At 54.2% G+C, this 23909-nt stretch carries 20 protein-coding genes, 1 tRNA gene and 1 other RNA gene; 10 read left to right on the forward strand and 12 right to left on the reverse strand.

Annotation, left to right across the window (positions count from 1 at the left end; translation table 11 throughout):
- On the forward strand, positions 1-325 hold a 325-nt coding region (locus tag NW845_RS00735), incomplete at its 5' end, for a transposase (RefSeq protein ID WP_414376304.1).
- 66 nt (positions 326-391) lie between these two features.
- On the opposite strand, the gene NW845_RS00740 is transcribed toward NW845_RS00735, so the two are convergent.
- Positions 392-817, reverse strand: a complete 426-nt coding sequence (locus tag NW845_RS00740; protein ID WP_414366887.1) for a hypothetical protein — start codon at positions 815-817, stop codon at positions 392-394.
- 98 nt (positions 818-915) lie between these two features.
- Here NW845_RS00740 and NW845_RS00745 point away from each other — a divergent pair, with 98 nt between their 5' ends.
- The gene (locus tag NW845_RS00745) at positions 916-1551 is read left to right on the forward strand and encodes an exopolysaccharide biosynthesis protein (RefSeq protein ID WP_414338292.1); all 636 of its coding nucleotides are present in this window, start codon (positions 916-918) and stop codon (positions 1549-1551) included.
- A gap of 128 nt (positions 1552-1679) precedes the next feature.
- Here NW845_RS00745 and NW845_RS00750 read toward each other — a convergent pair whose 3' ends face one another.
- The gene (locus tag NW845_RS00750; RefSeq protein ID WP_414376307.1) at positions 1680-2819 is read right to left on the reverse strand and encodes an S-layer homology domain-containing protein; all 1140 of its coding nucleotides are present in this window, start codon (positions 2817-2819) and stop codon (positions 1680-1682) included.
- Between the two features lie 1223 nt (positions 2820-4042).
- Entirely contained in the window at positions 4043-4594 is a 552-nt protein-coding gene (locus tag NW845_RS00755) for a DUF2854 domain-containing protein (RefSeq protein WP_414376310.1), read from the reverse strand.
- Positions 4595-4748: 154 nt separating this feature from the next.
- On the opposite strand from NW845_RS00755, the gene NW845_RS00760 reads away from it, so the two are divergent.
- Positions 4749-6284 (forward strand): aminotransferase class I/II-fold pyridoxal phosphate-dependent enzyme, encoded by a 1536-nt coding sequence (locus tag NW845_RS00760; protein WP_414376313.1) that lies wholly within the window; start codon positions 4749-4751, stop codon positions 6282-6284.
- A 4-nt stretch (positions 6285-6288) separates the two neighbouring features.
- On the opposite strand, the gene NW845_RS00765 is transcribed toward NW845_RS00760, so the two are convergent.
- Entirely contained in the window at positions 6289-7731 is a 1443-nt protein-coding gene (locus tag NW845_RS00765) for a hemolysin family protein (RefSeq protein WP_414335896.1), read from the reverse strand.
- A 251-nt stretch (positions 7732-7982) separates the two neighbouring features.
- A complete protein-coding gene (locus NW845_RS00770; protein WP_414376316.1) occupies positions 7983-8303 on the reverse strand; it encodes a PepSY domain-containing protein in 321 nt (106 codons plus the stop codon).
- A gap of 280 nt (positions 8304-8583) precedes the next feature.
- Here NW845_RS00770 and NW845_RS00775 point away from each other — a divergent pair, with 280 nt between their 5' ends.
- Positions 8584-9504 carry a branched-chain amino acid transaminase gene (locus NW845_RS00775; RefSeq protein ID WP_414376319.1) on the forward strand — a complete coding sequence of 307 codons (921 nt, stop codon included), beginning with the start codon at positions 8584-8586 and terminating at the stop codon, positions 9502-9504.
- Between the two features lie 89 nt (positions 9505-9593).
- Positions 9594-10112 carry a phosphoribosyltransferase gene (locus NW845_RS00780; RefSeq protein ID WP_414352298.1) on the forward strand — a complete coding sequence of 173 codons (519 nt, stop codon included), beginning with the start codon at positions 9594-9596 and terminating at the stop codon, positions 10110-10112.
- Between the two features lie 8 nt (positions 10113-10120).
- Here NW845_RS00780 and NW845_RS00785 read toward each other — a convergent pair whose 3' ends face one another.
- Both NW845_RS00785 and NW845_RS00790 read right to left on the reverse strand, forming a co-directional pair.
- Positions 10121-11452 carry a hypothetical protein gene (locus NW845_RS00785; RefSeq protein WP_414371796.1) on the reverse strand — a complete coding sequence of 444 codons (1332 nt, stop codon included), beginning with the start codon at positions 11450-11452 and terminating at the stop codon, positions 10121-10123.
- A 51-nt stretch (positions 11453-11503) separates the two neighbouring features.
- The gene (locus NW845_RS00790; RefSeq protein ID WP_414376321.1) at positions 11504-14449 is read right to left on the reverse strand and encodes a methyltransferase domain-containing protein; all 2946 of its coding nucleotides are present in this window, start codon (positions 14447-14449) and stop codon (positions 11504-11506) included.
- 679 nt (positions 14450-15128) lie between these two features.
- On the opposite strand from NW845_RS00790, the gene NW845_RS00795 reads away from it, so the two are divergent.
- From NW845_RS00795 to NW845_RS00805, 3 genes are all read left to right on the forward strand, one after another.
- Entirely contained in the window at positions 15129-15779 is a 651-nt protein-coding gene (locus NW845_RS00795) for a type IV pilin protein (protein ID WP_414376323.1), read from the forward strand.
- A gap of 775 nt (positions 15780-16554) precedes the next feature.
- Positions 16555-16752, forward strand: coding sequence for a hypothetical protein (locus NW845_RS00800; protein ID WP_414376326.1), 198 nt, complete (start codon positions 16555-16557; stop codon positions 16750-16752).
- A 16-nt stretch (positions 16753-16768) separates the two neighbouring features.
- Positions 16769-18892 carry an FkbM family methyltransferase gene (locus NW845_RS00805; protein ID WP_414376327.1) on the forward strand — a complete coding sequence of 708 codons (2124 nt, stop codon included), beginning with the start codon at positions 16769-16771 and terminating at the stop codon, positions 18890-18892.
- A 64-nt stretch (positions 18893-18956) separates the two neighbouring features.
- On the opposite strand, the gene NW845_RS00810 is transcribed toward NW845_RS00805, so the two are convergent.
- The 5 genes from NW845_RS00810 to ssrA all read right to left on the reverse strand — a co-directional run bounded on the left by NW845_RS00810 (position 18957) and on the right by ssrA (position 22634).
- Entirely contained in the window at positions 18957-19712 is a 756-nt protein-coding gene (locus NW845_RS00810) for a Uma2 family endonuclease (protein ID WP_414371803.1), read from the reverse strand.
- A 41-nt stretch (positions 19713-19753) separates the two neighbouring features.
- Positions 19754-20404 (reverse strand): Uma2 family endonuclease, encoded by a 651-nt coding sequence (locus tag NW845_RS00815; RefSeq protein ID WP_414376329.1) that lies wholly within the window; start codon positions 20402-20404, stop codon positions 19754-19756.
- Between the two features lie 100 nt (positions 20405-20504).
- Entirely contained in the window at positions 20505-21536 is a 1032-nt protein-coding gene (gene lpxD / locus NW845_RS00820; protein WP_414376331.1) for a UDP-3-O-(3-hydroxymyristoyl)glucosamine N-acyltransferase, read from the reverse strand.
- 15 nt (positions 21537-21551) lie between these two features.
- Entirely contained in the window at positions 21552-22070 is a 519-nt protein-coding gene (locus tag NW845_RS00825; RefSeq protein WP_414362488.1) for a DUF4330 domain-containing protein, read from the reverse strand.
- 166 nt (positions 22071-22236) lie between these two features.
- Positions 22237-22634: a transfer-messenger RNA gene (gene ssrA, locus NW845_RS00830) on the reverse strand.
- A gap of 100 nt (positions 22635-22734) precedes the next feature.
- Here ssrA and NW845_RS00835 point away from each other — a divergent pair.
- Positions 22735-22806 (forward strand) — tRNA-Lys (locus tag NW845_RS00835).
- Between the two features lie 79 nt (positions 22807-22885).
- Positions 22886-23905 carry an endonuclease domain-containing protein gene (locus NW845_RS00840; protein ID WP_414376334.1) on the forward strand — a complete coding sequence of 340 codons (1020 nt, stop codon included), beginning with the start codon at positions 22886-22888 and terminating at the stop codon, positions 23903-23905.
- The last annotated feature ends 4 nt before the right edge of the window (positions 23906-23909 follow it).

Here is a 23909-nt window from a genome sequence, read left to right on the forward strand (position 1 = left end):
GGATTTTTTGGAGTTTTTGAGAAGCGAGTTATGTCCGAAGCTAGATGCGAGGAAGGTTGTGATTATGGACAATTTAAATATTCATCGGAGTCGGGAGGTTGAGGAATTGATTAGGGGGACAGGAGCGCGAATTCTATACCTACCTGTGTATGCACCGGAATTGAATCCTATTGAGATGATGGGGTCGGTGTTGAAGCATTTTATTCGGCAGTTTTCCAGAGTTGGGAAGTATAGCGTGGAGCAGATAGTGCAGACTTGTTTACTCCTGATCAATCTATCCTGCTTCCGAAGTTGGTTTGCTAAGTGTTGCTACTGTACCCCTTGATTCCTTAACAGGCTGTACTTTTCAACCCAAGGTCTGGCCAAGGTCTGGGGCCGCCTTTGTTTTCCTTCAGCTTTTGGGGATCAGCCGCTTGGGACAGGCGGCGCGGATGTGGGATTCGCTCAGATCGGGCATGAGGGCCAGGGCGCGTTGGGCATCGATTTGCGCTTCGCACACCGCCTCCAGCACCTGCTCGGCCATCAAGGAAAGGGGCATATCGGCGGTTTGCTCAGGATCGGTATCCTCTCTAATTTGTCGCACTCCCACCGGTGGGGGTGGCAACACCGGCGGAGCCGACTGGGGGGGCAAGGTGGTGGAGGTACCCACCTCCAACTGCGCTTCAGCCAGGGCCACACCGTGCCCTGCCACCAACAGGGATCCCAGCAGTAGGGATCCCCCCAACCTACCCATTTCTTTGCTGAGCGGGGCGCGCTTCTTTAGACCTTCTCCAAGGCCACCGCTGCCCAACCTCTTGCCCAGTGCTTCGCCACTCATCTTACCTCTCCAAAACCACCCCTTCGCTCAAGATATCCAACAAACCTTGAATTTGCAGTAGGCTATCGTTGGCTCCCAAACCGTTTGCAGACTCCCCTATGGCTCGTCTATCCCAAGAGCTAGCCCGATTTGCCTGCCTTCCCGCCAACCCAGAGCAGCCTGAGGGATCCCCACCCGTGGCGATCTGCATTGAAGAGATTCTCAAACTGGCGGGCGAGCGCAGCTTTGGCTTGTTTTTGGCAGTGCTGTCTTTTCCCTCGGCTTTACCTCTGCCGGCCCCTGGCTATTCCACTCCCTTTGGCGTGGTCATCCTACTGCTGGCCCTGCAAATGCTGGCAGGGCGAACCACTCCCTGGTTGCCACCATGGGTGCTGCAGACATCGATTGAACGGAAGCAATTGCAAAAGTGGGTGCAGGCCGGGATCCCATGGTTGCAGCGCATTGAAAAAGTTGCCTGCCCCCGTTGGCAACGAGTCTGCACCAGCCGCCTGGGCCAGGTCTGGCTGGGCACTTGGATTGGTTTGATGGGCATTTCCATGATCATTCCCGTGCCCGGCACCAACACCCTGCCGGCGATGGGGATCTTCGTCACCGCCTTCGGTCTCCTGGAAGAAGATGGGCTCCTCTGCAGCCTGGGATCCCTGATCTGTGTGGCAGGGGGGCTACTGACCACTTCCATTTTGGTGGGCCTGTGGCTGGGGGGAACGACTCTGTTGGATTGGCTGAGAAGATAGCGCCCTAGCAGCCCCTCTCCCGGAGGGAGAGGGGAGTTGGGGATCGAGACAACGCCCAGCTTCACCGATGGAAAGACAGTGAGAAGTTGTATCGCCTGCGTCTCGTTGCAACGGACACCCCCGCGCTGCTAGCGGGATTGAGGAACTAGCGCCAGATCCTGGGTGAGGCGCAGCTCGATCACCTGGCTGGGATCCAACACCACCACCTGCGGCGCTGTCACGTTGCCGATCACCGCTCCGGCCACCCCTGCCCCCAGCACTTCTTCTGTGGCAATGGCATTATCGCCGGTTACCAAGCCGAGAACGGCGCCTGCTGCCGCACCGATGGCCGCATCTTGGATGATCTTGCCTGTGGTGGTGTAGCGGGGATCCTTGACATCGCGGATTACATCCGATTGAGCGGCCAAGGGGAACAGTTGGTTGTTGACGATGATGCTTTCCGCCACAAAGCGCGTGCCGCCCGGCGCCGGCTCAAAGCGGCCATCCACCCGTGAGCCAAAAGGCACCAGGATGTCCCCCTGGCCGTTGCGAATTGGGTTGCAAACGATCAAGGACATAGGGCGAGTTTCGTTGGGGGCGATGAAGAGGCGCTCGTTGAAGGGGGTGGTGGTCTGTATCAGAGTGCCCGCCGCCAGCGTGGAAAGGCGCAGGTCAAAGCCGGGCTGAGGGGTGGAGAGCCAATTGCCTGGGTTCTGGGCCACCAGGGATCCCCGACTGAGCAGGGCCTGGTGGGTAAAAGCAGCCACCTCAGCACGGGTGGCAGGACGGTTGGGCTCCAAGAGCATGGGATCTGGGTAATTCACGATCAGGCCGGCGCGGTTGGCGGCTGCAATTGGCGCCAGGGCCCAGTTGGGAATGGCTGCCGCGTCACGGTAGCGGCTGAACAGCTCGCTCGGCTGGGCCACGGGGATGGCACTTGTGTTGCCAAGGGCGTTGGTCAGGATCACCAGCGCCTCGGTGCGGGTAACGGGCTGTTCGGGTCGGAAGGTGCCGTCCGGGAAGCCGGCCACCAAGTTGTTGGCTGCCGCCGCGGAGATAGCGTTAGCCGCCCAGTGGGTGGGGGGCACATCCCGAAAGCCGATGAAGGTACCAGAGGTGTTGCGGAGGCGAAAGGCAGTGGTGACGAGGGTGGCAAACTGAGCACGGGTCACCGGCTCGTTGGGACGGAAGGTGCCATCCGGGAAGCCGTTCAACACCCTTTGAGCGGAGAGAGCCTCAATGTAGGTTTGGGCCCAGTGACCAAAAGTGTCGCGAAAAGGGGCGGCCATAGCCACCTGGCAATGAATGCCCAATACCGCCCCGGATAGGAGTAGGCCTGCTGCACGCGGAGTCAAAAGAGAGGAAAACATCGTTCACTTACCTGTCATCATCCTGCCCATTGCTGGGTCAATAGCTACTCTTATTCTGGCTATTTCTTCAGCAGTGGCAATAGCTAAAACCCTTGCTGCACGCTAATTTGAGCGTTTCCAACCTAAAATTTGCATGGAAACGTAATAGCAGGGGATTGCTAAGGAAATCTCCTCATCTCTGTTGCGTCAGCGTTGCATATAGACAACACCCCAGACTCAGTTCTGTTCATAGCATTGCCACTCTGTACAAGTTTGAGACAGACCCCCTAGGGCTCTGCAATGCCAAGGAGTTGATGCTGGCAGAACATAGAGCCAACACCTTCAGCCTCTCTCCCAGAAGGAGAGAGAAGCTGAGAATCAACGCAAAGATCACCGGTTTTGGCCAGGGATAGGGAGTGTTGCGTGCTCCGTAGCCAGTGAACACGAAAGGCCGCCTGCCGCTGGCGGGATTGAGGAACCAGCGCCAAGTCTTGGGTGAGGGCCAGCTCAGGGATCCGGAAGGCTCGCCCTGGAGCACCTTGGCAGTCAGTATGGGTTAAATAAAGACTGTCTTGGAGAGGGTGTTGGTTACTCATTGGAGTTTCCTAACCGAATTTCATGGCGAGCTGAATTATGTCTATTTGCTTGTTGATTCATCTCTTGATAACAACATTTCTAACCTAGTTTTTCCCTCAACTCAGGATCGAGCCGAGTGTTAAAGCAGCAATTTGGAGAACAACTAAGTGGGTGTACTGGGGAAAAGCCAAGCTCTGGCACAATTCTGAGTGTATTGTTTTGTGCGGCGGTGCTTGCCTAGAAACAGTGAAACTGTACACCCAGCGTCAATCTGGGGGCGCTATCCATGCCCACCGTATAGATAGTGGGGAATTCTGGGCGTTTCATTAAGCAAATTGTAGGAGCTCTTGGCATTGACTGGAGTGACTGAAAAGCATTTTGAGCGTGGGAGCTACTTGTTGCCAGCTTTATTCTCCTGGGATCCTGCTAACTTTTTACCATCTAAAAAAGAGGGATCCCGACGATGGGGATCCCCAGGTCTCCTTCCTCTAGTGTTTCAGTCCTCAACACACCCGTGTGAGCCGCTGTTGATTTTAAGAATAGAACTGTGAAAAAGTCGTGAAAAAAGCTAAGGGATCCAAGCCCCCTCACCCTGTTCCGGTGGCCTGGGATCCGGGACAGGCGATGAGCGCCAGCTCCACCTGATGCTCTCGGGGTTGCTGCAGTTGCACCTCCACGTCGCGGCCAAAGAAGCCCTGCATTTTTTTCTGGTAGCTCTCCTGCCATTGCTGGAAGGGAACGGCCGGCGAATCGAAGAGAAGTACCAGGGTGTAGCGGCCATCCCGCAATTCTTCTCTGTAGCCTCTGATTTTGGGTAGGTCTGCTTCCAGAGGGCCGCGCAGGCCGAGGAACTCCAGGGCCTCTTCCAGGTGGGCGTTGGCCCCATAGCTATATTTGGTGATGTCGGTGCGGACTTGTTTTTGAATTTCCGTGGCCTGCTGAGCACGGGCTTGGAGCACTTCTGGCGAGGGGGGCGTCAGGGCAGGCACTGGCTTGAGCTCCACCACCTTCATGGTCACCCCCCCCAGCAGCAAGGGGATCCCGGTAAACAGGCCGATGAGGTTCAGGGTGGGATCGCTGTACTGGGCAAAGCCCCAAGCTGTGGCGGCAACGCCCGCCAACAACACCAGGGTGCTCACGGGGAGGGGCAGCTTCTCAAACATACAAGCAGGAGGGAAAGGCAACCTGAACCCAGGCTAGCAGCAAAGACACTTCCTGGGGTGACCTTGAGGGTGGACTTGGCTCCGCTGAGGGTGGATAATGGCTGGACGCTGGTGTGTTGGGGAGTGGCCCATGGTTCTGTCGCATCTGTCGAAGGCGTCCCGTCGTCTGCGTCTGCTGGATCGCAAAGCTCAAGAGCGGGCCCCTCTTTTTGAGGCCATCCGCCACTATTGCAGCTTGGACAAGGCTCCCTTTCACACGCCAGGCCACAAGCAGGGACGCGGGATCGCCACCGACCTGCGGGAGTTTTTGGGAGAAAACGTCTTCCGGGCGGATCTCACCGAGTTGCCGGAGGTGGACAACCTCCACGATCCCGACGGCGTGATCCGGGAAGCCCAGGAGCTGGCGGCAGCCGCCTACGGAGCGGATCGCAGTTGGTTTCTGGTGAATGGCTCCACCTGTGGCGTGGAAACCCTGGTGATGGCCGTGTGCGACCCAGGGGACAAGATCCTGCTGCCGCGCAACTGCCACAAGTCGGCCATTGCCGGCGTGATCCTCTCCGGGGCGGTGCCTGTCTACGTTGAGCCGGATTTTGACTCAGAGCTGGGCATTGCCCACGGCATCACTCCTGCCGGCCTGGAGCAGGCCCTGGCCGAGCACCCCGACGCCAAGGGCGTGTTGGTGGTCAGCCCCACCTACTACGGGGTTTGCTGCGACCTAGAAACCTTAGCGGCCATCGCCCACAGCCACGGCCTGCCCCTCCTGGTGGACGAGGCCCACGGGCCCCACTTTGGCTTTCACCCGCAACTGCCCCTCTCCGCCTTGGAAGCTGGTGCTGATCTGGTGGTGCAGTCCACCCACAAGGTGATCTCCGGCATGACGCAAGCCTCGATGCTCCACCTCAAGGGATCCCGCATCGATCCCAACCGTGTGCGCAACATCTTGCAACTGCTGCAATCGACTAGCCCCAACTACGTGCTGATGATGTCGCTGGACGTGGCGCGGCGGCAGATGGCCCTGGAAGGGGAAGCTTTGCTGGGCCAAGCCCTGGCTTTAGCCGATCAAGCCCGCGCCCGCCTCAACCGCATTCCAGGGCTCTTTTGCTTTGGCCCGGAGCGCATCGGCTCTACACCCGGCTTTTTCGATCTGGATCGCACCCGCTTGACGGTGACGGTGTCGGGGCTGGGCCTTTTTGGCTTCGACGCCCACGACTGGGTTAACGATCACTTCCACGTGCAGCCGGAGATGTCCACCCTGCACAACGTGGTCTTTATCGTGAGCCTCGGCAACACCCAGCGGGATATCGACCGGCTGGTGGAGAGCTTCGCCGCTTTGTCGAAGCAGGCCCAGGGATCCCAACCCTCGCTGGCGATGGCCGAGAAACTGCGGCGCCTGGCCCAGTTGAAACGCCCTCCCCTGCCGCCGCAACGGCTCTCGCCGCGGCAGGCTTTCTTTGCCCCCATCGAGCGGATCCCCTTTCAGGAAGCCGTAGGCCACATCTGTGCCGAGATCATCTCCCCCTACCCCCCTGGGATCCCTATCTTGGTGCCCGGCGAAGAGGTAACCCAGGAAGCGGTGGACTATCTGTTGTTGGTGCACGAGGCAGGCGGCTTTATCAACGGCCCCGAAGATGTGCGGCTGCAGACCCTCAAGGTCGTCAAAACCTAGCTCCTCAAGAGCCAGGCTTGGTCGTCTGGGCGGGGGGGAGCACTGGCAGCGGGTTGGGAGAGCTGCGGCGGTGGCGAACGACCTTCACCCGATCCACCCGTGGGCCTTCCATGCGCACCACCTGGAACTCCATGTCTTGGTAGGTGAACTTTTCCCCCACGCGCGGGATCTTCTGCAGGTGGTAGATCAAAAAGCCCCCCAGCGTCTGGTAGTCCTCGTGGAGGGGCAAGTTGAGGTGGCAGCGCTCGTTGACCTCTTCAATATCCAACTGGGCCTGGATGAGGAGAGTGTTTTCGTCCAGCTCCTGAATATCCGGCTCCTTCGCCTTGGGATCTGGGCCATCGGAGAGCTTGCCGACAATCTCCTCCACCAGGTCTTGAATGGTGATCAAGCCCGCCGTGCCGCCGAACTCGTCCACCACCACCACCATTGGCCAGTGGTGCTGCCGCATCTCCGGCAACAGTTCGGCAATCAGCTTGTTCTCCGGCTCAAAGTGGGCCTCGCGAATGAAAGGGGTGATGGGGCTGTGCAAATCCAGGGATCCCTTGGCCAGCTCGCCGATCAGCTCCTTGACATGAATCAGGCCGCGGATGTCATCCAAAGACTCGCCGTAGACCGGGTAACGGGAATGCCCCGATTCGGCCACCTCGGCCAGCACCTCTTGCACCGTAGCGGTTTCCGGCACCGCGTCGATGCTGGTGCGCGGGATCATCACCTCGCTGGCCACCGTCTCGCCAAACTCGAAGATATTGCTCAACAGCTCCCGTTCCTCCGCCTCGATGTTGCCCGACTCCACCGACGAGGCGATCAACAGTTGCAGCTCCTCCACCGTCATGGTGCTGTAAAAAGAAGTGGCCTCCGGGATGCGGACGCCAAAAAGCTGCAACAAGCAGCGGGAGGAGAACCGGAGCAGCTCCACGCAAGGGTGCAAAAAGCGGCTCACCAAGCGGTTGAGCCAGGCCAGTTTTAGGGCAATCGGCTCCGAGTAGAGAATGGCCAGAGTCTTGGGGATCAGCTCCCCCACCACAATTTGGAAATAGGTGAGCAGCGAAAACACCACCACCACTGCCACCCCCTGAACAACGGCGGGATCCACGTTCCGCAACCAGGCCAACTGCCTCAAGGCCAAAAACAGTGTCGGCGCAACCTGGGTGGCCCCGATCCAGCCCAGCAGCACGCTGGCCAGGGTAATGCCCAACTGGGTGGTGGAGAGGGCATACTCCAACTGTTCCTGGGCCTTTTGCACAATTGCCGCCTGGCGGTTCCCTTCGCTGGCCAACTGCACCATGCGGGAGCGCCGCGCCGACACCAAGGAAAACTCCACCGCCACAAAAAAAGCGTTGATGACCAGAAGAGCGATGACCCAAAAGAGACTAAGAGACGCATCTCCCCACGAAAGCTCAGTGTTGGGGAAAGTAGCCGCTGAGACTAAAGGGGGGTCGTCCATCAGGGGGAGCAGCAAGACGGATAGACAGCATTTTAGCCCAGACTGACTCGACCACCTGCCCCTGGCCAGCAGTTAAACTGGCCTCAGCCAGCGGGTGTCTATTATGCGAACACCTTCCCCCTGCCCAAATAAACAGGATCCCCAGCTTTTGCAGTTCTCAAGATTGCTACTGTTTCATCAAGCATTCATCAAGCAGTGGCAACTACCGCTTTTTCCGGCAACGCTTACCCCAGCTTGTGCCCCCTTGAGGACTAGTCATCGATATCGACAACATCGCCGGTAGTGGCGTCGATCTTGACCTCAATATCGTTGGTGAATTTTACTTCCCAAACTAAGCGGCCATCTTCGCGCTCCAACTCAACTTCTTTGATCACAGCATCGGGAACAGCAGATCGAGCCACCTGAATCGCTTCTTCAATGCGGACGGCTGGAGCAGGAGATTGAGCAAAAGCTACCTCTGTGCTCTTGCCTACCGATAACATCGGGCTGCTGAGGAGCAAAACGCCCAGCACAAGCAAGGAAGCAACAGCAAGTTTTGGAAGCTTCATTTCCAACTGTTTGAGTAACCACATTCTTACCCTACCAACCTTGGGGTGAAAGAAGCCTTGCCAAAAGGAGCACTGTTGCTTTCGCAAAGGGAGTGGACTCCTTGCGTCATGGGGTGTAGTTCGTCGGCCCCTCGTAAGTTAGAAGCTGTTTGCCTCCACAGCCCTCTCAGAACTTGACTGGCTAAAAAACACTGCAGTGCGCATATCTTTCCGAGTACTGCCAACGTTGGAGCTGCCGGTGCTGCCTCCATCGGTGATAATATTCCTACTCTTACATCTTTTCCCACCGCAGTAGGTGCCGACCATGCCGGATTTTCTGCCCTACGCCTACTTTCAGGGCCAGATCGTCCCCTTTGCCGAGGCGAAGATCTCCATTGCCACCCATGCTCTGCACTACGGGACGGCAGCCTTTGGCGGTCTACGCGGGATCCCCGACCCGCAAAATCCGGATCAGGTGCTGGTGTTTCGTCTCGATCGCCACTGCCGACGGCTGAGCCAGAGTGCTCGCCTGCTCTGCTTCGATCTGCCCGCCGAAAAGATCGAGCAGGTGATCGTGGAGCTGATCCGCAAAAATCGCCCCTCCACCTCTTTCTACATCCGCCCCCTGATCTACACCTCCGACCTGGGCATCTCGCCGCGGTTGCACAACATCGAGAAAGACTTTTTCGTGTACGGGTTGGAGTTAGGAGACTACCTCTCACCAGAGGGAGTCACCTGCCGCATCAGCTCTTGGGCCCGCCAAGAGGATCGCAGCCTGCCGTTGCGGGGCAAGATCACCGGCGCCTACATCACCTCTTCTCTGGCCAAAACTGAGGCAGTGCAGTCCGGCTATGATGAGGCCATTTTGATGAACTCCCAAGGCAAGGTAAGCGAAGCCTCGGGCATGAACATCTTCATCGTGCGCAACGGCGTGCTGATTACCCCCAGCTTTGACCAAGACATCCTGGAAGGAATCACCCGCGACAGCGTTCTCACCCTGGCCCGCGACCTGGGGATCCCCACCCAAGAGCGGCCGGTCGATAAGTCGGAGCTGTTGATTGCCGAGGAAGCCTTCCTCACCGGCACTGCCGCCAAGATCACCCCTATTCGCCAGATCGAGCAATACGTCTTGCCCCCCTCCCGCCCCATCACCGAGCAGTTGCGGCAGAAGCTGACGGCCATCACCGAAAATCGGGATCCCGCCTACGCCCATTGGGTGAAGGTGATCCCGCTGAAAGAAAGCTAGACCCTCAGGTTGCCATCGTCAGGCCGGTCGATGGGAAAAGAATCAATATAGTTAGAATTGAGCAATCCAGACTGCGGGAGAGGGATCCCTTGCACGAGATTTCTATTACCTGGGCCGACTACCACCGCAAAATCGAAGAGCTGGCCGTCAAAGTTTACGAAAGCGGCTGGGAGTTTAACCAAATTGTCTGCATCGCCAAAGGGGGGCTGCGCATCGGCGATACCCTGGCCCGTCTCTTCGACCTCCCCCTAGCCATTCTCGCCGCTTCTTCCTACTCCGGCCCTGGCAATCGCCAACGGGGACAACTGACCTTTTCGCGGGATCTGGCCATGACCACTGCCAACCTGGGCAGCCATGTGTTGCTGGTGGACGACCTGGCCGACTCCGGCATGACCCTGAAGCGCTCCGTCCACTGGCTTAAGCACCACTACGGCTTTTACATCGAGGAAATCCGCACTGGCGTACTCTGGTACAAAGCGGCCTCTGTCTACCAGCCCGACTACTACGTGGACTACCTGCCCGATAACCCCTGGATCCACCAGCCCTTCGAGCCCTACGAGCAGATGACGCCCCAGCAGTTGATGGAGTCCCTGCGTTCTTCGGGTTAGCTTGATCCCTATCTCGACGGCAGCTCAAAGCGAGGTAGTCCATCCAAGACAGGCTGGATCCCTGCTGGGATCTGCTCATGAGCAAGAGGATAGTGATAGTTGACCTGGGCCAGCAGCCGTTTCCACTGCTCCGAATTGAGAGCTTTGACCAGAGAAATAGACGGCTCTCCCTTTAACTCGTAACCTGACTCGATTAGTTTGAGGGCAACGTTAGTTGCTGCTGTTGCCAGGACTGAGTCTGCCATTCCATAGTCTGGCTCTGCGGATACAATCAGGGCATAATCCTGAGGGCTTGGGCTAAGCAGAATAAACTCCAGTAAGAGCTCCAGACTGGAAATAGTTGCTTCCTGGAAACTGGGATCCCAGTTTGGGAAGAGAACCAGGTTAAGTTGGCTAAGGTAAATTTCTGAAGTAGCAGTATCCAGATGTTCTTCAAGAGGGCTAGTTTGCCCAGAGTTGCACCTCAAACAAGCTTTACTCTGTTGAAACCTAAGGCTTAGGTCAATTCTCTCGTCTTCCGTGGTGAGTAGTGTATGACTAGCCTGTTTTTTGCTGCTGCTAGTTAGGTGTAAGATGGAAATAGGGGTGTAGGGTAGGTAAGGCTCAACAAATAAACTGCGCTTTGGATCCCACCTCGGTAAGCCATAGTGGCAGGTCCAATTGCAGTAAGCTGGCAGAAGTTCTGTTTCCTCCAATAAACCGTCTAGGTAGACGGCAACGTTTAAGGCAAGCTGGTCAGTTAGAACCGAAGGTCTTTTGGCTAAGGCTTGAGCAAGGCGAAGATCCCAGAAGTTCCAATGCGGAGCACTATAAAGTAGTGCAAAAACACCTGCGTTGAGAAGAGGATAAGTGTGCAGATCATCAACATTTAGGTTAGGAAAGTAATGCCTATAGGCTTTGGATAGTTCGATTAAGTGTTCTTTTGATCCATAAAGTAGTCTGTTTCCTCGATCAATCTCTGGTACGATGGCCAGGCCTCTTTTTTTACTTCCCTGAATGAGTAAGTCAATTCCAAACCATTCTTGAACCCAGGCATCTGCATCAAGCCAGATATAAACTTCATAGCCTGGAAAGTACTTAGGAAGGTGCGGTCGGGCCAGAAGCCCCCGCAAGTATAAGGGTGCATTCTCAATACCAGGAAACGTGTATTCCCAGTCCGGCTCAACAACATAGTTTACGTTTTCCAAAACCCAGTTTATTTCTTCAAGTGAGCAGCCTAGGTTAAAGAAGCCTATATCGATTAATTGACCTTGCGGCTTATATCGAATAGAAAGAATCGTTCCTTTAACCAGGTCAAAAAAATGAGAATCAGCACCAGTGATAATAATTGCTGAGCTCATAGAGAAACACACCTGCAGAAAGCCTAAGCTCGGTTAACTTGCTAGGCTACTCTACTTGATCGCAATTACATTTAGGCTAATGGGCTCGCCTAAAAAAGACATGTCACTGCAATCATTAAATAAGCCAAATTTATCAACCTTACGAATAATCCTGAAACCTGCTTGAGTTAGTAACATAAACAGGTACTCCCAAGAGAAGCCAACCTTGTGGTAGTCATATTCATCAGTTTGTCCGCCAAACATCATGCGCATAACTCTAAATCGCTCCTCAGGCGAGACTCCTTCTCTCAAATAAAGACGACAAAGAGTAGGCAGATCAGGAACGCTGATCATCAACTCGCCGCCAAAACGCAAAACTCGATGCCACTCTTTGAGAACAATTGGAAGTTCTCGAATGTAATCAAAGTGCTCTAGGACATGGGAAGCATAGATGGCCTCTACGGAGCCATCGGCAAATTGACTGAGATCCTTAGCATTTCCCACGTAGTCGACGTGCTCCCTTGCCTGAATATCCAGGATCTTCCAATCGGGGTGAGGTTCTTTACCTCCAATGTGAAGGCGGATACGCTGAGTAGACCTAGGCTCAGCTTGATTCTCTTGCAAAGGCGGAACAGATTCAATTAGCTGATGCTTGTACGCAAGATCAAAGTATACCTTCTCCATGGCTCTGGCTAGGCGCTTTGGGTCCCAAATTATCGATCTGTCATAGGAATCTCGAATGGTTTGCTTAGCTTTTTTCAGGAGTTCTGGATTATTGGCTAGTTGGATCCCACGCTCGATAAACTCTTCAATTGACCAGGCGATACAGTCATCAAGACCTACATTCTTGAGTAAGCTGTAGCTCATTCGACCAAAGTAGTGCCTACCGACTAAGGTCAGCACCGGCAAGCCCATATACAAGGCTTCCATTGTATGAGTGGCCCCTGTGTAGGGAAATGTGTCTAGCATCAAATCAAATAGCCCTAGCTGACCACGATGTAAGCCTGTGTATTCTGTTCTTGCTAGGAAGCGAATTCGATCCTCGACTCCCAGTTCTTTAGCTCTTTTTCGATACATCTCAATCATTGACGGAGCTTCCCCCTTGCCTTTTACAACCAGTACGGCATTGGGAGAATTGAGTAAGATCCTCAAATGAGCTTCTACACACTGGTCATTGCGCTTATATGCATGAGCAGCTGTAAAAAGGAGAGTATTTTTAGGGGTAATGTTCAGCGTTTGAGAAAATACTTGATGATCTTGGGGATCTACGGCAAGTTGGCTAACAGCAGCATAAGCAGGCAAGCGAATTAACTCCTCCCGGTAGTCCTCTTTCGCCTCATCCGGGAGTAGATAAGGATCAACAAAGAAATAGTCTAGAGTTGGTAAGCCGGAAGAGTCTCCTCCCAGCCAGCTACACTGAATAGGAGCACAACGATATGCCATAACATAGTTGCTAATTCGATCTGTCAGCGAGTCAAGATGTACAAGAATGTCAAGATTGTCGTCTCTTATTGTTCGCAGAATCTCCTTTAGACTTGTGTTTTTGGGAAACTGACGGAAATAAGCCTTGTGGAGGAGAAAACTTTGATAAAGAGGATCTGAGGAGAGAATTTCTTCCGTCGCTAGGCCCATTAAGTAGTAGTAATAGACTTCTATATTCTCAGTATCGTGGGATGCAAGTATTTGTTGAGACATTAGGCCTACAGAGTGACTCATAAAACATATACCCAGGTAGCCAACTCTCAGCTTTCGAGGGCAGGGGCTGCGATGCTGATTTGCTAGGTTTTGGGGTCTGCTACTGAAGCTATCCAGATCTAAGTTTTCTCGGTAAGATAGAAGAATAGAATAAAGTATGTCGGCAGAGATCTGAGTTAGCTTTCGTATAGTCTTTCTATCGTCGCTAACATAGTTGATAAAAAAACAGACTGAAAACATAAGAGCGCGAGCAAGACTCTGAATATTGTCGTTTACAGGTTCTTGGTTAATTAGTTTCTCCTTTATAACTTGTAAACTTTCTAGTGGCCACAAGCTCAGGAATCTGTCAATAATAAGCTTTACCTTGTCTGTGAGAGCTGCTTTGGCAAACAAGGCCATTGCGTTCTCTAGAAGATAGATGAAGTTAGCAGATTTCTCTTCTTCCTCTGAGGCAAGTGAAAGTAGTTTTTCTGCCACTACTGAGTACCCCAGACTTTTCGATTCTTCCATCAGCCTATAAATGAGCTCTATCCCGAAGCCGGACAGCCAATCTTTTGATGTGGAGAGTGCTTTATAGGATTCAGCCCTCTCAGGAAGATAAATCTCCGAGAGCAAGGATAGCGCCGCCATAACCGAGCGACGCCGTGGCTGAGGCATTTTCTGGGCAAAGACTTCCAGGAGATCAAAGAAGACCTCCAAGTATCCTTCGTCCAAGAGATGGCGGGCAACATCCAGGAAGGCAATTTCTTCCGATAGGTCGACAATTTCTGGCCCAGAGCTTATACTCTCAGCTACTGCTGACGCATAGGTGAGGATTGCCAACTCATCTTCTCTCTTGATGGCGTCGTAGAGCAAGAGTAGATTATTAGACTTCTGCAACGGATCTAGCTCAAAGACGAGCTCTCTTATCTTTAATGAATGATTGTAAACGATCTTCGAGTGGTGAATGGGTTGCTTGCCGGCTAAGAAGGCTATTTCTCGAGCTGTCTCGAGCATGAGCGAGATCAGCTTTTCTCGACTAAGCAAAGAAATGCCTTCCACTCTCAGTAAAGCGTTGTAAAGAGGATAAACCTTTCTGGGCTCTATGTACAGAAGTTTACGGATTGCTATTTCTGTGGCTTCTTGTGGTGTTCCCGGGGCATTCTTCCAGTCAGTGCTGAAGTCAGGGTAGATAACTTTTGTTAGCACCTGTCCCCACTGCAGAGGGGAAAGAACATTGGCATAGGTTCTAGCCCAGTCTTGAAAATCCATTTCGGAGCGGGCAAGGGCAGCTCGCCCTCGAGCAGCAACCTCTTCTAAGGTGAAAGATTCAGGAAGTGGCATTGACTCAGGAAGGCACTGGGACAAGTTGGCCTCATTATGCCATAGCCCTGAGCTGAGGCGGTTCAAGGGAGTCGACCACACACGGGGATAGCTTGGTGGCCCCGCACTTGAGTGCGGGGCGGAAAAGCCCGTAAGCAACTTGAGTTGCTATCCCTTCGCGCCAGCGGGCCGGAGGCCTTAGCAAGCACCTACTACGGTGGAAAACCCGACCAGTGCAGAGCGTGGGGGCGTTGCTCAGCAAAGTAAGCAGAACCTTAGCGCTTTGCTCTAGGGAACTGCGTAGGGGCATCTTGACAGCACCTTTATGAGTCCGCGTGTGGACTGTGTAAGAATCCCCCGACTTTAGTCGGGGGAGTGTCAATTGCCCGTAGCGTGAGCCTGTTTCCAGCTCAACCTTCGCACCGTGGGGGGCAGGCTTCCCGGTGGGCAAGACTGTAGCTGCTTGGAGAGGAAGGTGGCTACCTAGTTCCCCTTGGCAGAATCCGGGAGAGGCCAACGAGAAGAGCTCGGCAGCTCCGCCTGCAGGGCCCATAGCCAAGGGCAGGCTGGGCACTCTCGGCAACGTTTACAAAGACTTTGTCTGGGGGATGTTATGAACTCGAGCGGGGGTGGGTAGCCTAGTAGTGTCAACAGAAGGCACAAGCGAGCCTTCCTCTAACTCTCAAGGGAGTAACGAATCATGAGTGCAAAACTGCGCCACTCTTTACTTCGCGCAAAGCTCTCTCAGTTCTTGCTTTCTCGCGCCAAGGGCTTCACGCTGATTGAGCTGCTAGTGGTGATTGTAATTGTAGGCGTCTTGAGCGCTATTGCAATTCCCCAGTTCCTGAACCAGATCCGTCGCTCTCGCGTGGCAGAAGCCCAGGCTGCTCTGACCGATGTTTCTCGTGGTGCTGAGGCCTATCGGATGGACTGGACTCAGTATCCTACGGCATATGTAGTGATTGGCCGTGGCTGCGATTCTCAATGGTGTGGTCCCACCAAGGATAAGTACCAGAACGATCCTTGGTCTGCTCCCAACTACGGCGCTCCTGCTATGTCAGTGGATGACCCCGCTCAGCGCGGCTTAATCATTGCGGTTCTTGGTAATACAAGGGTTAACCCTGCCTATGTGAACGCTGGTGGCTACCCCATCCTCTGTGAGATCGGCCTTGGGCGGGGTGAGAAGCTGGTAGCTACCAATGAATACTATGTCGGAAAGTCTTGTAATGTTTTCTCTGACGAAGATTCAGGGGTGACAATAACACAAGGCGGGCTGCAGCTGGATCCGTTCAATACGGGCACCAATGAAGAGTACGATCTGACAGATTCAACTGGTACGCCTTTCTCGTAGCAACAATCCCAGTAACCCTAAGTCAAGGCTAAGTGACTATTTTGCTCCCTGTGACTGGGGAGCTTTTTTTGGTATCTTGGCAAGTCATCAGAGGGTTCTCGGCTGGCAAATGATGCTCTCTGGATTGCCATCCTAAGCAGCGTTTCTGGAGATCTGTGAGGTGCAAACACAAGCTCAAACCCTACCGCGCAAAGCCGGCGCAGGAACGGGGGTTCTTCCTGGTGGAAGTAGTGACCACTGCAAAAAGGGTTGTCAGGATGTGTCTAATTTCTCACTTAGTCAGGTTTGGAAAGTTTGAGGCCCAAAATAGCTCATCTCACCACTTTATGGTCGTTTCAAACGAGATTGAGACACCTTTGCTGCCGATCCAAGGGCTCGACGCCGCCAGCCCGTTTGCGACAGCGTTGCGTAGCAATAACGATTTAGGGAGATGTTTTATTGCTATTTGAAATAGCAGAGCTACCCATGGCTGATCCTAGGTTGAGGGTCAAGGGATCCTTTCTCACTTGGCCTGACTTCTGTGGCTAATCTATAGAGACCAGCAGAGCTATCTGAGCAGGGAAGAGGGCGAGGGTTGGAGGTACCGAGACCCTAACCGGCCTGAGAGGGCACAATAAAGATAAGACTTCCTCTTCCTGTCTTTGGTCAGAGGATGCCTAGACGAGCTAGAAAACAGAGGGGACTTCCTTTCCGCGAAGCCAAGACAGCCCTACAGAAGCTGGATCTGGAGCGTATCGCTGTACTGAGGGTAGCAACAGATGGACAAGAGGTGGAGATGTTGACTAGCTTGGAGCTGTGGCTCAAGGACATCAAGGTCATCTATGTGGAGTTTGGCTCGGAGCAAGACCGCAAGCAGATTGACCGGCTGCGGGATCCTTCTCACATAATCTGGCGGGGGATCATGTCTCAGGGTAGCCAGGGCTGTCTGTGCTACCTGAGTAGAAGCTACATTCCAGACGGAGCTAATGACTAAAATAGGAGAGTGAGCTATGGAAAACTCTGAAAATACAGCTCTGCAGCCTCGTGTTCTACTGAGTTGGCCAATTTCACCAGACTATGTACCTCCTCCAGTTTTTTCCAGTCAACAAGTGACCTTGTGCCCGAGAGGAGGAGCTAAAGGTTTTGTAGAATCCTCTAGCGTCTGTCAAGATCTCATTAAATGTCCAGAGGAAGAGTATGACATTTACGACTTTATACAAAAATCATCTCAAATTGAGAATAAAAGATTTGACTTACTAATCGTTCGAGCATCTAGTTGTGAGCCAAGCATCCCTATCAATACTAAAAAGCTTAAGTGCCCGACTGTTTTACTTGCAGGAACCACTCATCAGGAGCGTTTTCCAATTAGCTATCTCTTAGCTTACTGTGCAACTGAAGACTTTGACTACATCGTTACTCCTATCAACCGTCATCACTTGCACTGGTTTGCAGCAGCAGGGTTTAGCAATACAGCGTGGCTGCCACTCATACACATGCACACGGTTACTCATGAATGGGTGGAGACCAGAGAAGATAAAGTTGCTTTTTTAGGACATGCGGGTAGTTTTCATCCAAGGCGAGTTCGGCTGCTCAACACTCTAAAGGAGGCCGGCTTGCCTCTAGTAGCAAAGTCTGGAACTAGGGAGGAAGGTGCTCGCTTGTTTGCTCACTCCTTAGTTTCATTTAACTGTAGCTTAAACGGAGACTTTAACCTAAGAAACCTCGAGATTATATCCGCAGGAGGATTTCTGTTGACAGATCGCTTATCGTTTGCTTCTGGTTTTGATGAGTATCTTACTCCAGGCTTGTACTGTGATGTCTATGACTCCGAGTCTGAGCTAGTAGAAAAAGTCAAGTTTTACTTGGAGAACCCAGAGTTAGCGACAGAAATCGCGAGAAGAGCCTACGAGAAGTTCTTTACAGGCTGGCACCCAAGGTATCGGGTAGCTGACCTGATGAACTGGGTGTTTAAGGGAGAACTGCCTGAATTTTACGCGGGCAACTCCGATCCTCGATTCTTCATTAGCACTTCTAATAACGATCTTATGGATACACGGCTAGCTATCTATGAATCTGTTCAGGAGCTACACCGGGTAGAAGAGAGACTTAAGATACTGGTTAGTAAGGAGTGTCCAGTAGCAATTGTCTCGGATCTCCTAGATCTGCCTAGGCTAGAAGTCTACGCTGAGGCTGGCTTCCCAGTGTCTGAGCTTCCGAAGACAGATAGAGTCACATCCAGAGTGGATGTTTTTAAGGAGGGACATAACTATTCGAACGGTGGTATTTGGGATGTTTTAATTGTCAATTCCAGCAACGACCTTATTTCTCAACTTTTACCTTACTCTAAGTTTGCTTTTGTCCTTGGAGACCAGAATCAGATAGTATTTTCCAACGCAACGAGATTGGCAAACATTGAAACAATTTATTATAGTTTGTCTAGAGCAGACGGCTCCTCCTGTCGAGTTGAGATACGCTTTTATAAGGAAGGAGAAGACTCAACAAGATATACTTTTGATGAAATATTTAGAAAGCAATCTTACCCGTTTCTAGACTTTGTCGATGATGTATCACTAATAGTTGACGTAGGAGCAAACATTGGTATTGCCAGCACTTACTTTCGAGTATTGTACCCAAATGCCAAGATTCTTTGTTTTGAGCCTGATTCATTGGCCTTCCACTTGTTAAAGCTAAACAGTGTCACAATAGGGAACTGCGATTTGTACCCATTCGGCTTATACAGCGATGACATTGACAAAGTTTTTTACAGTAGTCTCATAACACCTTCCCATAGCTCTGTATACAAAAATCGAGACACTGCTTTCCCAAGAATTGTCCGTTTTGTAAAGGCGAGCTCATTTTTAAAGAGCATTGGCATTGCAAAAATTGATATCCTCAAGATAGACACGGAAGGCTGTGAGACCCAAATACTGAAGGATCTCTTTGAGATGTTAGCTGACGTTAAGATAATATACTTAGAGTTTCATTCAGAGGAAGATAGGCGAATAATCGATCAAATTCTGAGTACCACCCATGTTCTCTGTAGGGGAAATATATTTGACGCACATCGAGGAACGCTTTGCTACTTAAACAAGAAGAACATCCTTCATAATCCATTGATAGAGCCTCTTCGGTAGGAGCAGTTTATTTAGCCAACCAACGACCAGCCTGGTAAGGCAGACTCTAAACTGCTCCTCTAACTTACTTGTCCATCACTACATCGAGATCCACCCCCAGTTCTCGCAGCTTTTGGGCCAGGCGCTCCGCCCGCTGTTCGGCCTGCTCGGCTCGTTGCCGTTCTTGTTCAGCCCTTTGCCGCTCCAGTTCGGCCTCGGTGGGCACCAGCTCTCCAGCAGGCGTGGCCCAGCGAATCCATGTGGTTTCGATGTCCCGAAACCTGCCTTCCCATTTCACCAGGTATAGTCCCAGAACTGCGCTCGGCAGGCGACCTTCTGCATCGACTTCAATCGGCTCATAGTGGTCGCCCCTCAGCCGAAACCCCGCCCAGTCCTCTGGCTCAAACGGGTCAAACCAAAAGTACTCCGGCACCCGGATAATTTGCTCGTAAAGCTGCTTTTTGCTTGTCTTATCATCCTGGGCAGTGCTGGGAGAAAGAAGCTCAATCACCACGTCTGGCCCTTTGCCCTGCTCCCAGATCACCCAGCTTTTGCGCTCGCCCTTGGGCACTCCCAGCACCACAAAATAATCAGGCCCTCGGAAATTGCGGCTGCGGGTCTGCTCCAAGCTGTAGTAGAGGAACATGTTGCCGCTGACAAAGCCATCAGGGCGCTGTTGCAGCCAGGTTTGGGTGACGGAGATGAGCAAGTCCATCTGGCACTTGTGTCGCCAGCTTTCCATAGGTACGCCGTCGTCGTAGGGGAGCTCGTCTTGGGTAGGGGGCCAGTCGGGTAGATTAACCGGATCCGGCACCTCAATAATCGGTTTGGGGTTGGTCATTGCCAGTTCTCCGATAGGTATTTTGGGCTGGCCAGTTTTCTTTACAAAGTATCGGGATCCACTCCCAGTTCTCGCAACTTTTGGGCCAGGCGCTCCGCCCGTTGCCGTTCCTGCTCAGCCCACTGCCATTCGATCTTCTCAGCTTCTTCTGGTGTGGGCATCAGCTCCCCACTGGGGAAAAAGTACCGCAGTTGCTGGTTAGGAATGCCTAGGCGCAGCCCCAACACTTCCCTCCAGCGCCACCTCTGCTCCGGTGGCTCAATCTCCTCATGCCGTTCCCCCCTCAGTTGCAAGCCCGTAAACTCCTGCGTTTCGGGAGAAAAGTAAAAGTACTCCGGCGTCCTAAAAACCCTTTCGTAAAGCTCCCGCTTCTCACCCCGATCCACCTTGGCTGTTGATTCCGAAAGCAGCTCGACGATCAAATCCGGGTACTTGCCCCCTTCTTCCCACACCACCCAAGAGGGGCGAGGGCGGTTTTCTACCCCTTTGACCAAAAACAGATCCGGGCCGCGGAAGTCTTTGCTTTTGAGTTGCTCTCGGCTGTAGTCAACGATGAGGTTCCAGGCGAGGAAGTAGTCGTTGCGGTCTTGCCAGAGACAATTGAGGTAGCTCAGCAGGATCAAAAGCTGCAGGGCGTGGAGGGAGTGTTCCATTTCGGGTTCATCGCTGAGCAGCCCCTGGGCTGAGGGCATGAGCTCCGCCAGTTGCCGGCGGGTGAGGGGAGTGTTTTCTTGGGCTAGGCGTTGGGGGCAAGCAAGCGAATTGGCTATCAGCAGGCTAACCCTTGATCCCCTATCTCCCACTGTTTTGCTCTAACTTGGCTACCCGCGCTTCCAGCTTGCGCAGGGCCCGCTGCAGCTCGGGCAGATGCCGTTGGACTGCCATGCTCCTACGCCATTCGGCAATGGGTTGGTGGGGGTAGCCGGCTACTGTTTGGCCAGGAGGAATGTCGCTGGTCACCCCTGTCTGGGCGGCCACACGCACGCCATCGCCAATGTGCAGATGCCCCGCCAAGCCACATTGCCCGCCCAAGATGACGTGGTGGCCCAATTGGGTACTGCCGGCAATGCCCACCTGGGCGACGATCAAGCAGTGGGACCCCGTGCGCACACCGTGGCCAATCTGCACCAGGTTGTCGATCTTGGTGCCGCGGCCAATGCGCGTCTCGCCAACGGTAGCCCGATCAATGGTGGTGTTGCTGCCCACTTCTACGCCGTCTTCCAGCACCACCCGGCCCGCCTGCGGCATGCGCCGCCAGGATCCATCAGGGAGAGGAATGTGGCCAAAGCCGTCGTCGCCAATCACGGCGCCGCTGTGGATGAGGCAATCGTCGCCAATCTCCGTGCGTTCGTGGATAACGCAGTTAGCCAAAAGCTGACACCGGGATCCAATCCGCACGTGGGGGTAGATGGTTACGTTGGGGTGGATCTGGGTGTAGTTGCCAATTTTCACCCCTTCCATCACCACCACATGCGGCCCAATGGCTACCCCCTCCCCCAACTCCACACTGGGATCGATCACGGCTGTGGGATGGATCCCGACGGGCAGGCGGTAGGGTTGGTAAAACAGCTCGATGGCCTGGGCAAAGAGCAAGCGCGGATCCCTGCCCCGCAGGCAGGGGATGGGGCGGGGCAAAACTACAGATTCGCCTACGATGACGGCGCTGGCTTGGGTTTGCTCTAGGAGAGGCAGGTAGCGGACCTCGCTGAGGAAGCTCAGCTCGCCTGGGCGAGCTTCTGCCAGGCTGGCCACGCCGTGGATCTCCAGGGTGGGATCCCCTTCGTAGGTGCATCCCAATCTTTGGGCAATCTCCTGTAGCTGCATTAGGGTGGGGGTTCTCTACGATTGCAGCAGCCGCACCTCCATCACGGTGCCGCGCAAGTTGTAGCTAAAAGTCTCCACCTCCAGGGGAACGCCAACTTTGACGCGGTTGTTGCCCAGGACAATGCCATTTTCCGTCTTCTGGCCCCGTCCCCGCAAGGTAAACACCAGATCAAAACGATAGGGCTCAGGGTCAGGCAAGTTTTCAACCCGTCCATCCGGAAAAACTACTGGCACGGTGCGGCTGACATTTTCTATCCGCACCACCTCCACCTGGCCGTAGGGTTGGTTGCGTATGATCAAGTCGGCCTTCTGACCCACTTGAAAGGGTTCCAGGGATCGGCTGCTGACCCCCCGCACGATCATATCCACTTCCACTGGCAGCGTGGGGCCACCCCCTACCTGGACGACGCTGCCCGCCTGCCGCCCTGGGAAAAACAGGACAGCTACGATCGCCGCCACCACAATTGCCAGCGCCCCCAGATCCAGGAGGCTGACCTTTCCCAAGAGACGCCCCCGTTCATCGATGAGCCGCATGGCCCTCTTTTCTCCAACCCACTGCCCTTGATTGTAGGGCACAGCAATAGCAGCTCTTCTGCCCGCCAAGCCGGTTGAGGTTGAACCCACCTCCAGAGGGGCTCGAAGGCTCTGCTGCCCTCTTGGACGAGAATTGGCTGGACCTGGGCAAGTAGGGCTGGCCTGAAGATGGAGCTGACGGGAGTCGAACCCGTGTCCGAGATGGGTACTGGGGGCTCACTCCTTCACAGGCTTAGCCTCTCTGACCCTCGAGGCGGGGATCGCCGTTTAGATCCCGGCGACGGGAGTTCTCCGCCTCAGCTTAGGCTCTCCCTCGACGGAGCGGGAGAAGAGAGCTGCACCCGTTGGGGTTGTGATCCGCCCACTTAACGGGGTCGTGGGAGGATCCTCGAGCTCAGGGTAATTCTCTACTGAGCCTTAGGCAGCCAGAGCAGCTGCTTTACGAGCAAAAGGTACGACGTTGTTCGCACCTACTTTGTTGAGCCTAGTGGTAACGGGATAAGCTCAAGCCCGACCTGCATCATGAACCCTTGTTCGCCACCCCGTCGAAACCGTTACAGCCCCAGGGTTTGGCTAAACCTAGAATAGCAAAATCCTTGGGGATCTGGCTAGAGCTTCTGCTAATATGACAGAAGTTGTGCTATTCTGTCAGAGCTGCAAACTTGGGTCGGTAGCTCAGCGGTAGAGCACTCGGCTTTTAACCGATTGGCCCAGGGTTCGAATCCCTGCCGACCCAGCTTTCGATGCTCTTGCTCCCCCGACCCATCCCAAGCCAGGATTTTTAGTTAGTTAGAAAGGCAGGGGGGAAGGGCGAGGTGGCCGTTCTTTCGTGGCCAGACCTGGGCAAAGAGGGGGAGGTAAAGCTGTTGCTGGCGCCGTGCGTGGAGGAGGCGCTGGCAATTTTGGCGGAAGAGGCTGAAACTCGGGAGACGGTCTTTGTCTCCAAGCTTTGGCACCGAATTCCGGCCCAGGATGTCATCCTTGACGAGTGTCTGCAGGTGCTGGCGGAGGTAGCTTTATCCCTCTGGCCCTATTGGCATGGAGAAAAGTTTGAGCCGGGCAGAACGGCAGAGGCCCAGGTTCTCAATCGTCTCCGCGCCCGAGAGCTGTCTGCAAAACGGGATCCCGCCATTTCCAGTACCTGGCTCAGGGCAGCAATGCACTTGTGCCAGCAGCAACGCCTGCCTGTGGTGCCAGGGATCCAGCGGGCAATCCAGGTGCAGCAACTGGCCAAGGCCATTGCCCCTCGCGAGCTAACCTTGGCTTTAGCAACCGATGAACCAGAGCCGGCGCCCAGCTACCTCCTCGGCTTGGCCAAGGCCGCTACCTGGTTGGCCGACCACAGTCAAGCACGGCTGGTGCTGGTGGTGCCGAGTGCTTTGGCCGCTCACCCTGAATTGGCTTCCGTGAGCTACGGCGCCCTCCAGTTGCCGCTCCCGGAGAGGCGGGAGGAGTTCGACAGCTCGGTGCAGGTGGTGGTGGGTTGCAAGGGATCCCCTCACCCCTTTAGCCTAGCAGAGAAGAAGCTAGCCGAGCGGGTGGCAGCGGACCCGCAGCTCAAGGATCTGCTAGAGTTTAACCAAGTGTTACAAAGTGTAACTGGGCAATCCTTTCGAGCAGATCTCCTTTGGCGGGAGGGCAAGGTGGTGGTGGAAGTGGACGGGCCAGAGCACTGCAGCCGAGACCGCTACTACCAGGATCGCCTGCGGGACTACCAACTGCTGATTTCCGGCTACTTGGTGTTGCGGATCCCCAACGACCTGGTAATGAGCGACTGCGAGCGGGCGGTGGAGATGATCCGCAAGGTAATTCAACAGCAACGGAGCCGGCTTTGAGGCG

Source organism: Synechococcus sp. H60.2 (genome assembly GCF_047462315.1).
Lineage (GTDB): Bacteria > Cyanobacteriota > Cyanobacteriia > Thermostichales > Thermostichaceae > Thermostichus.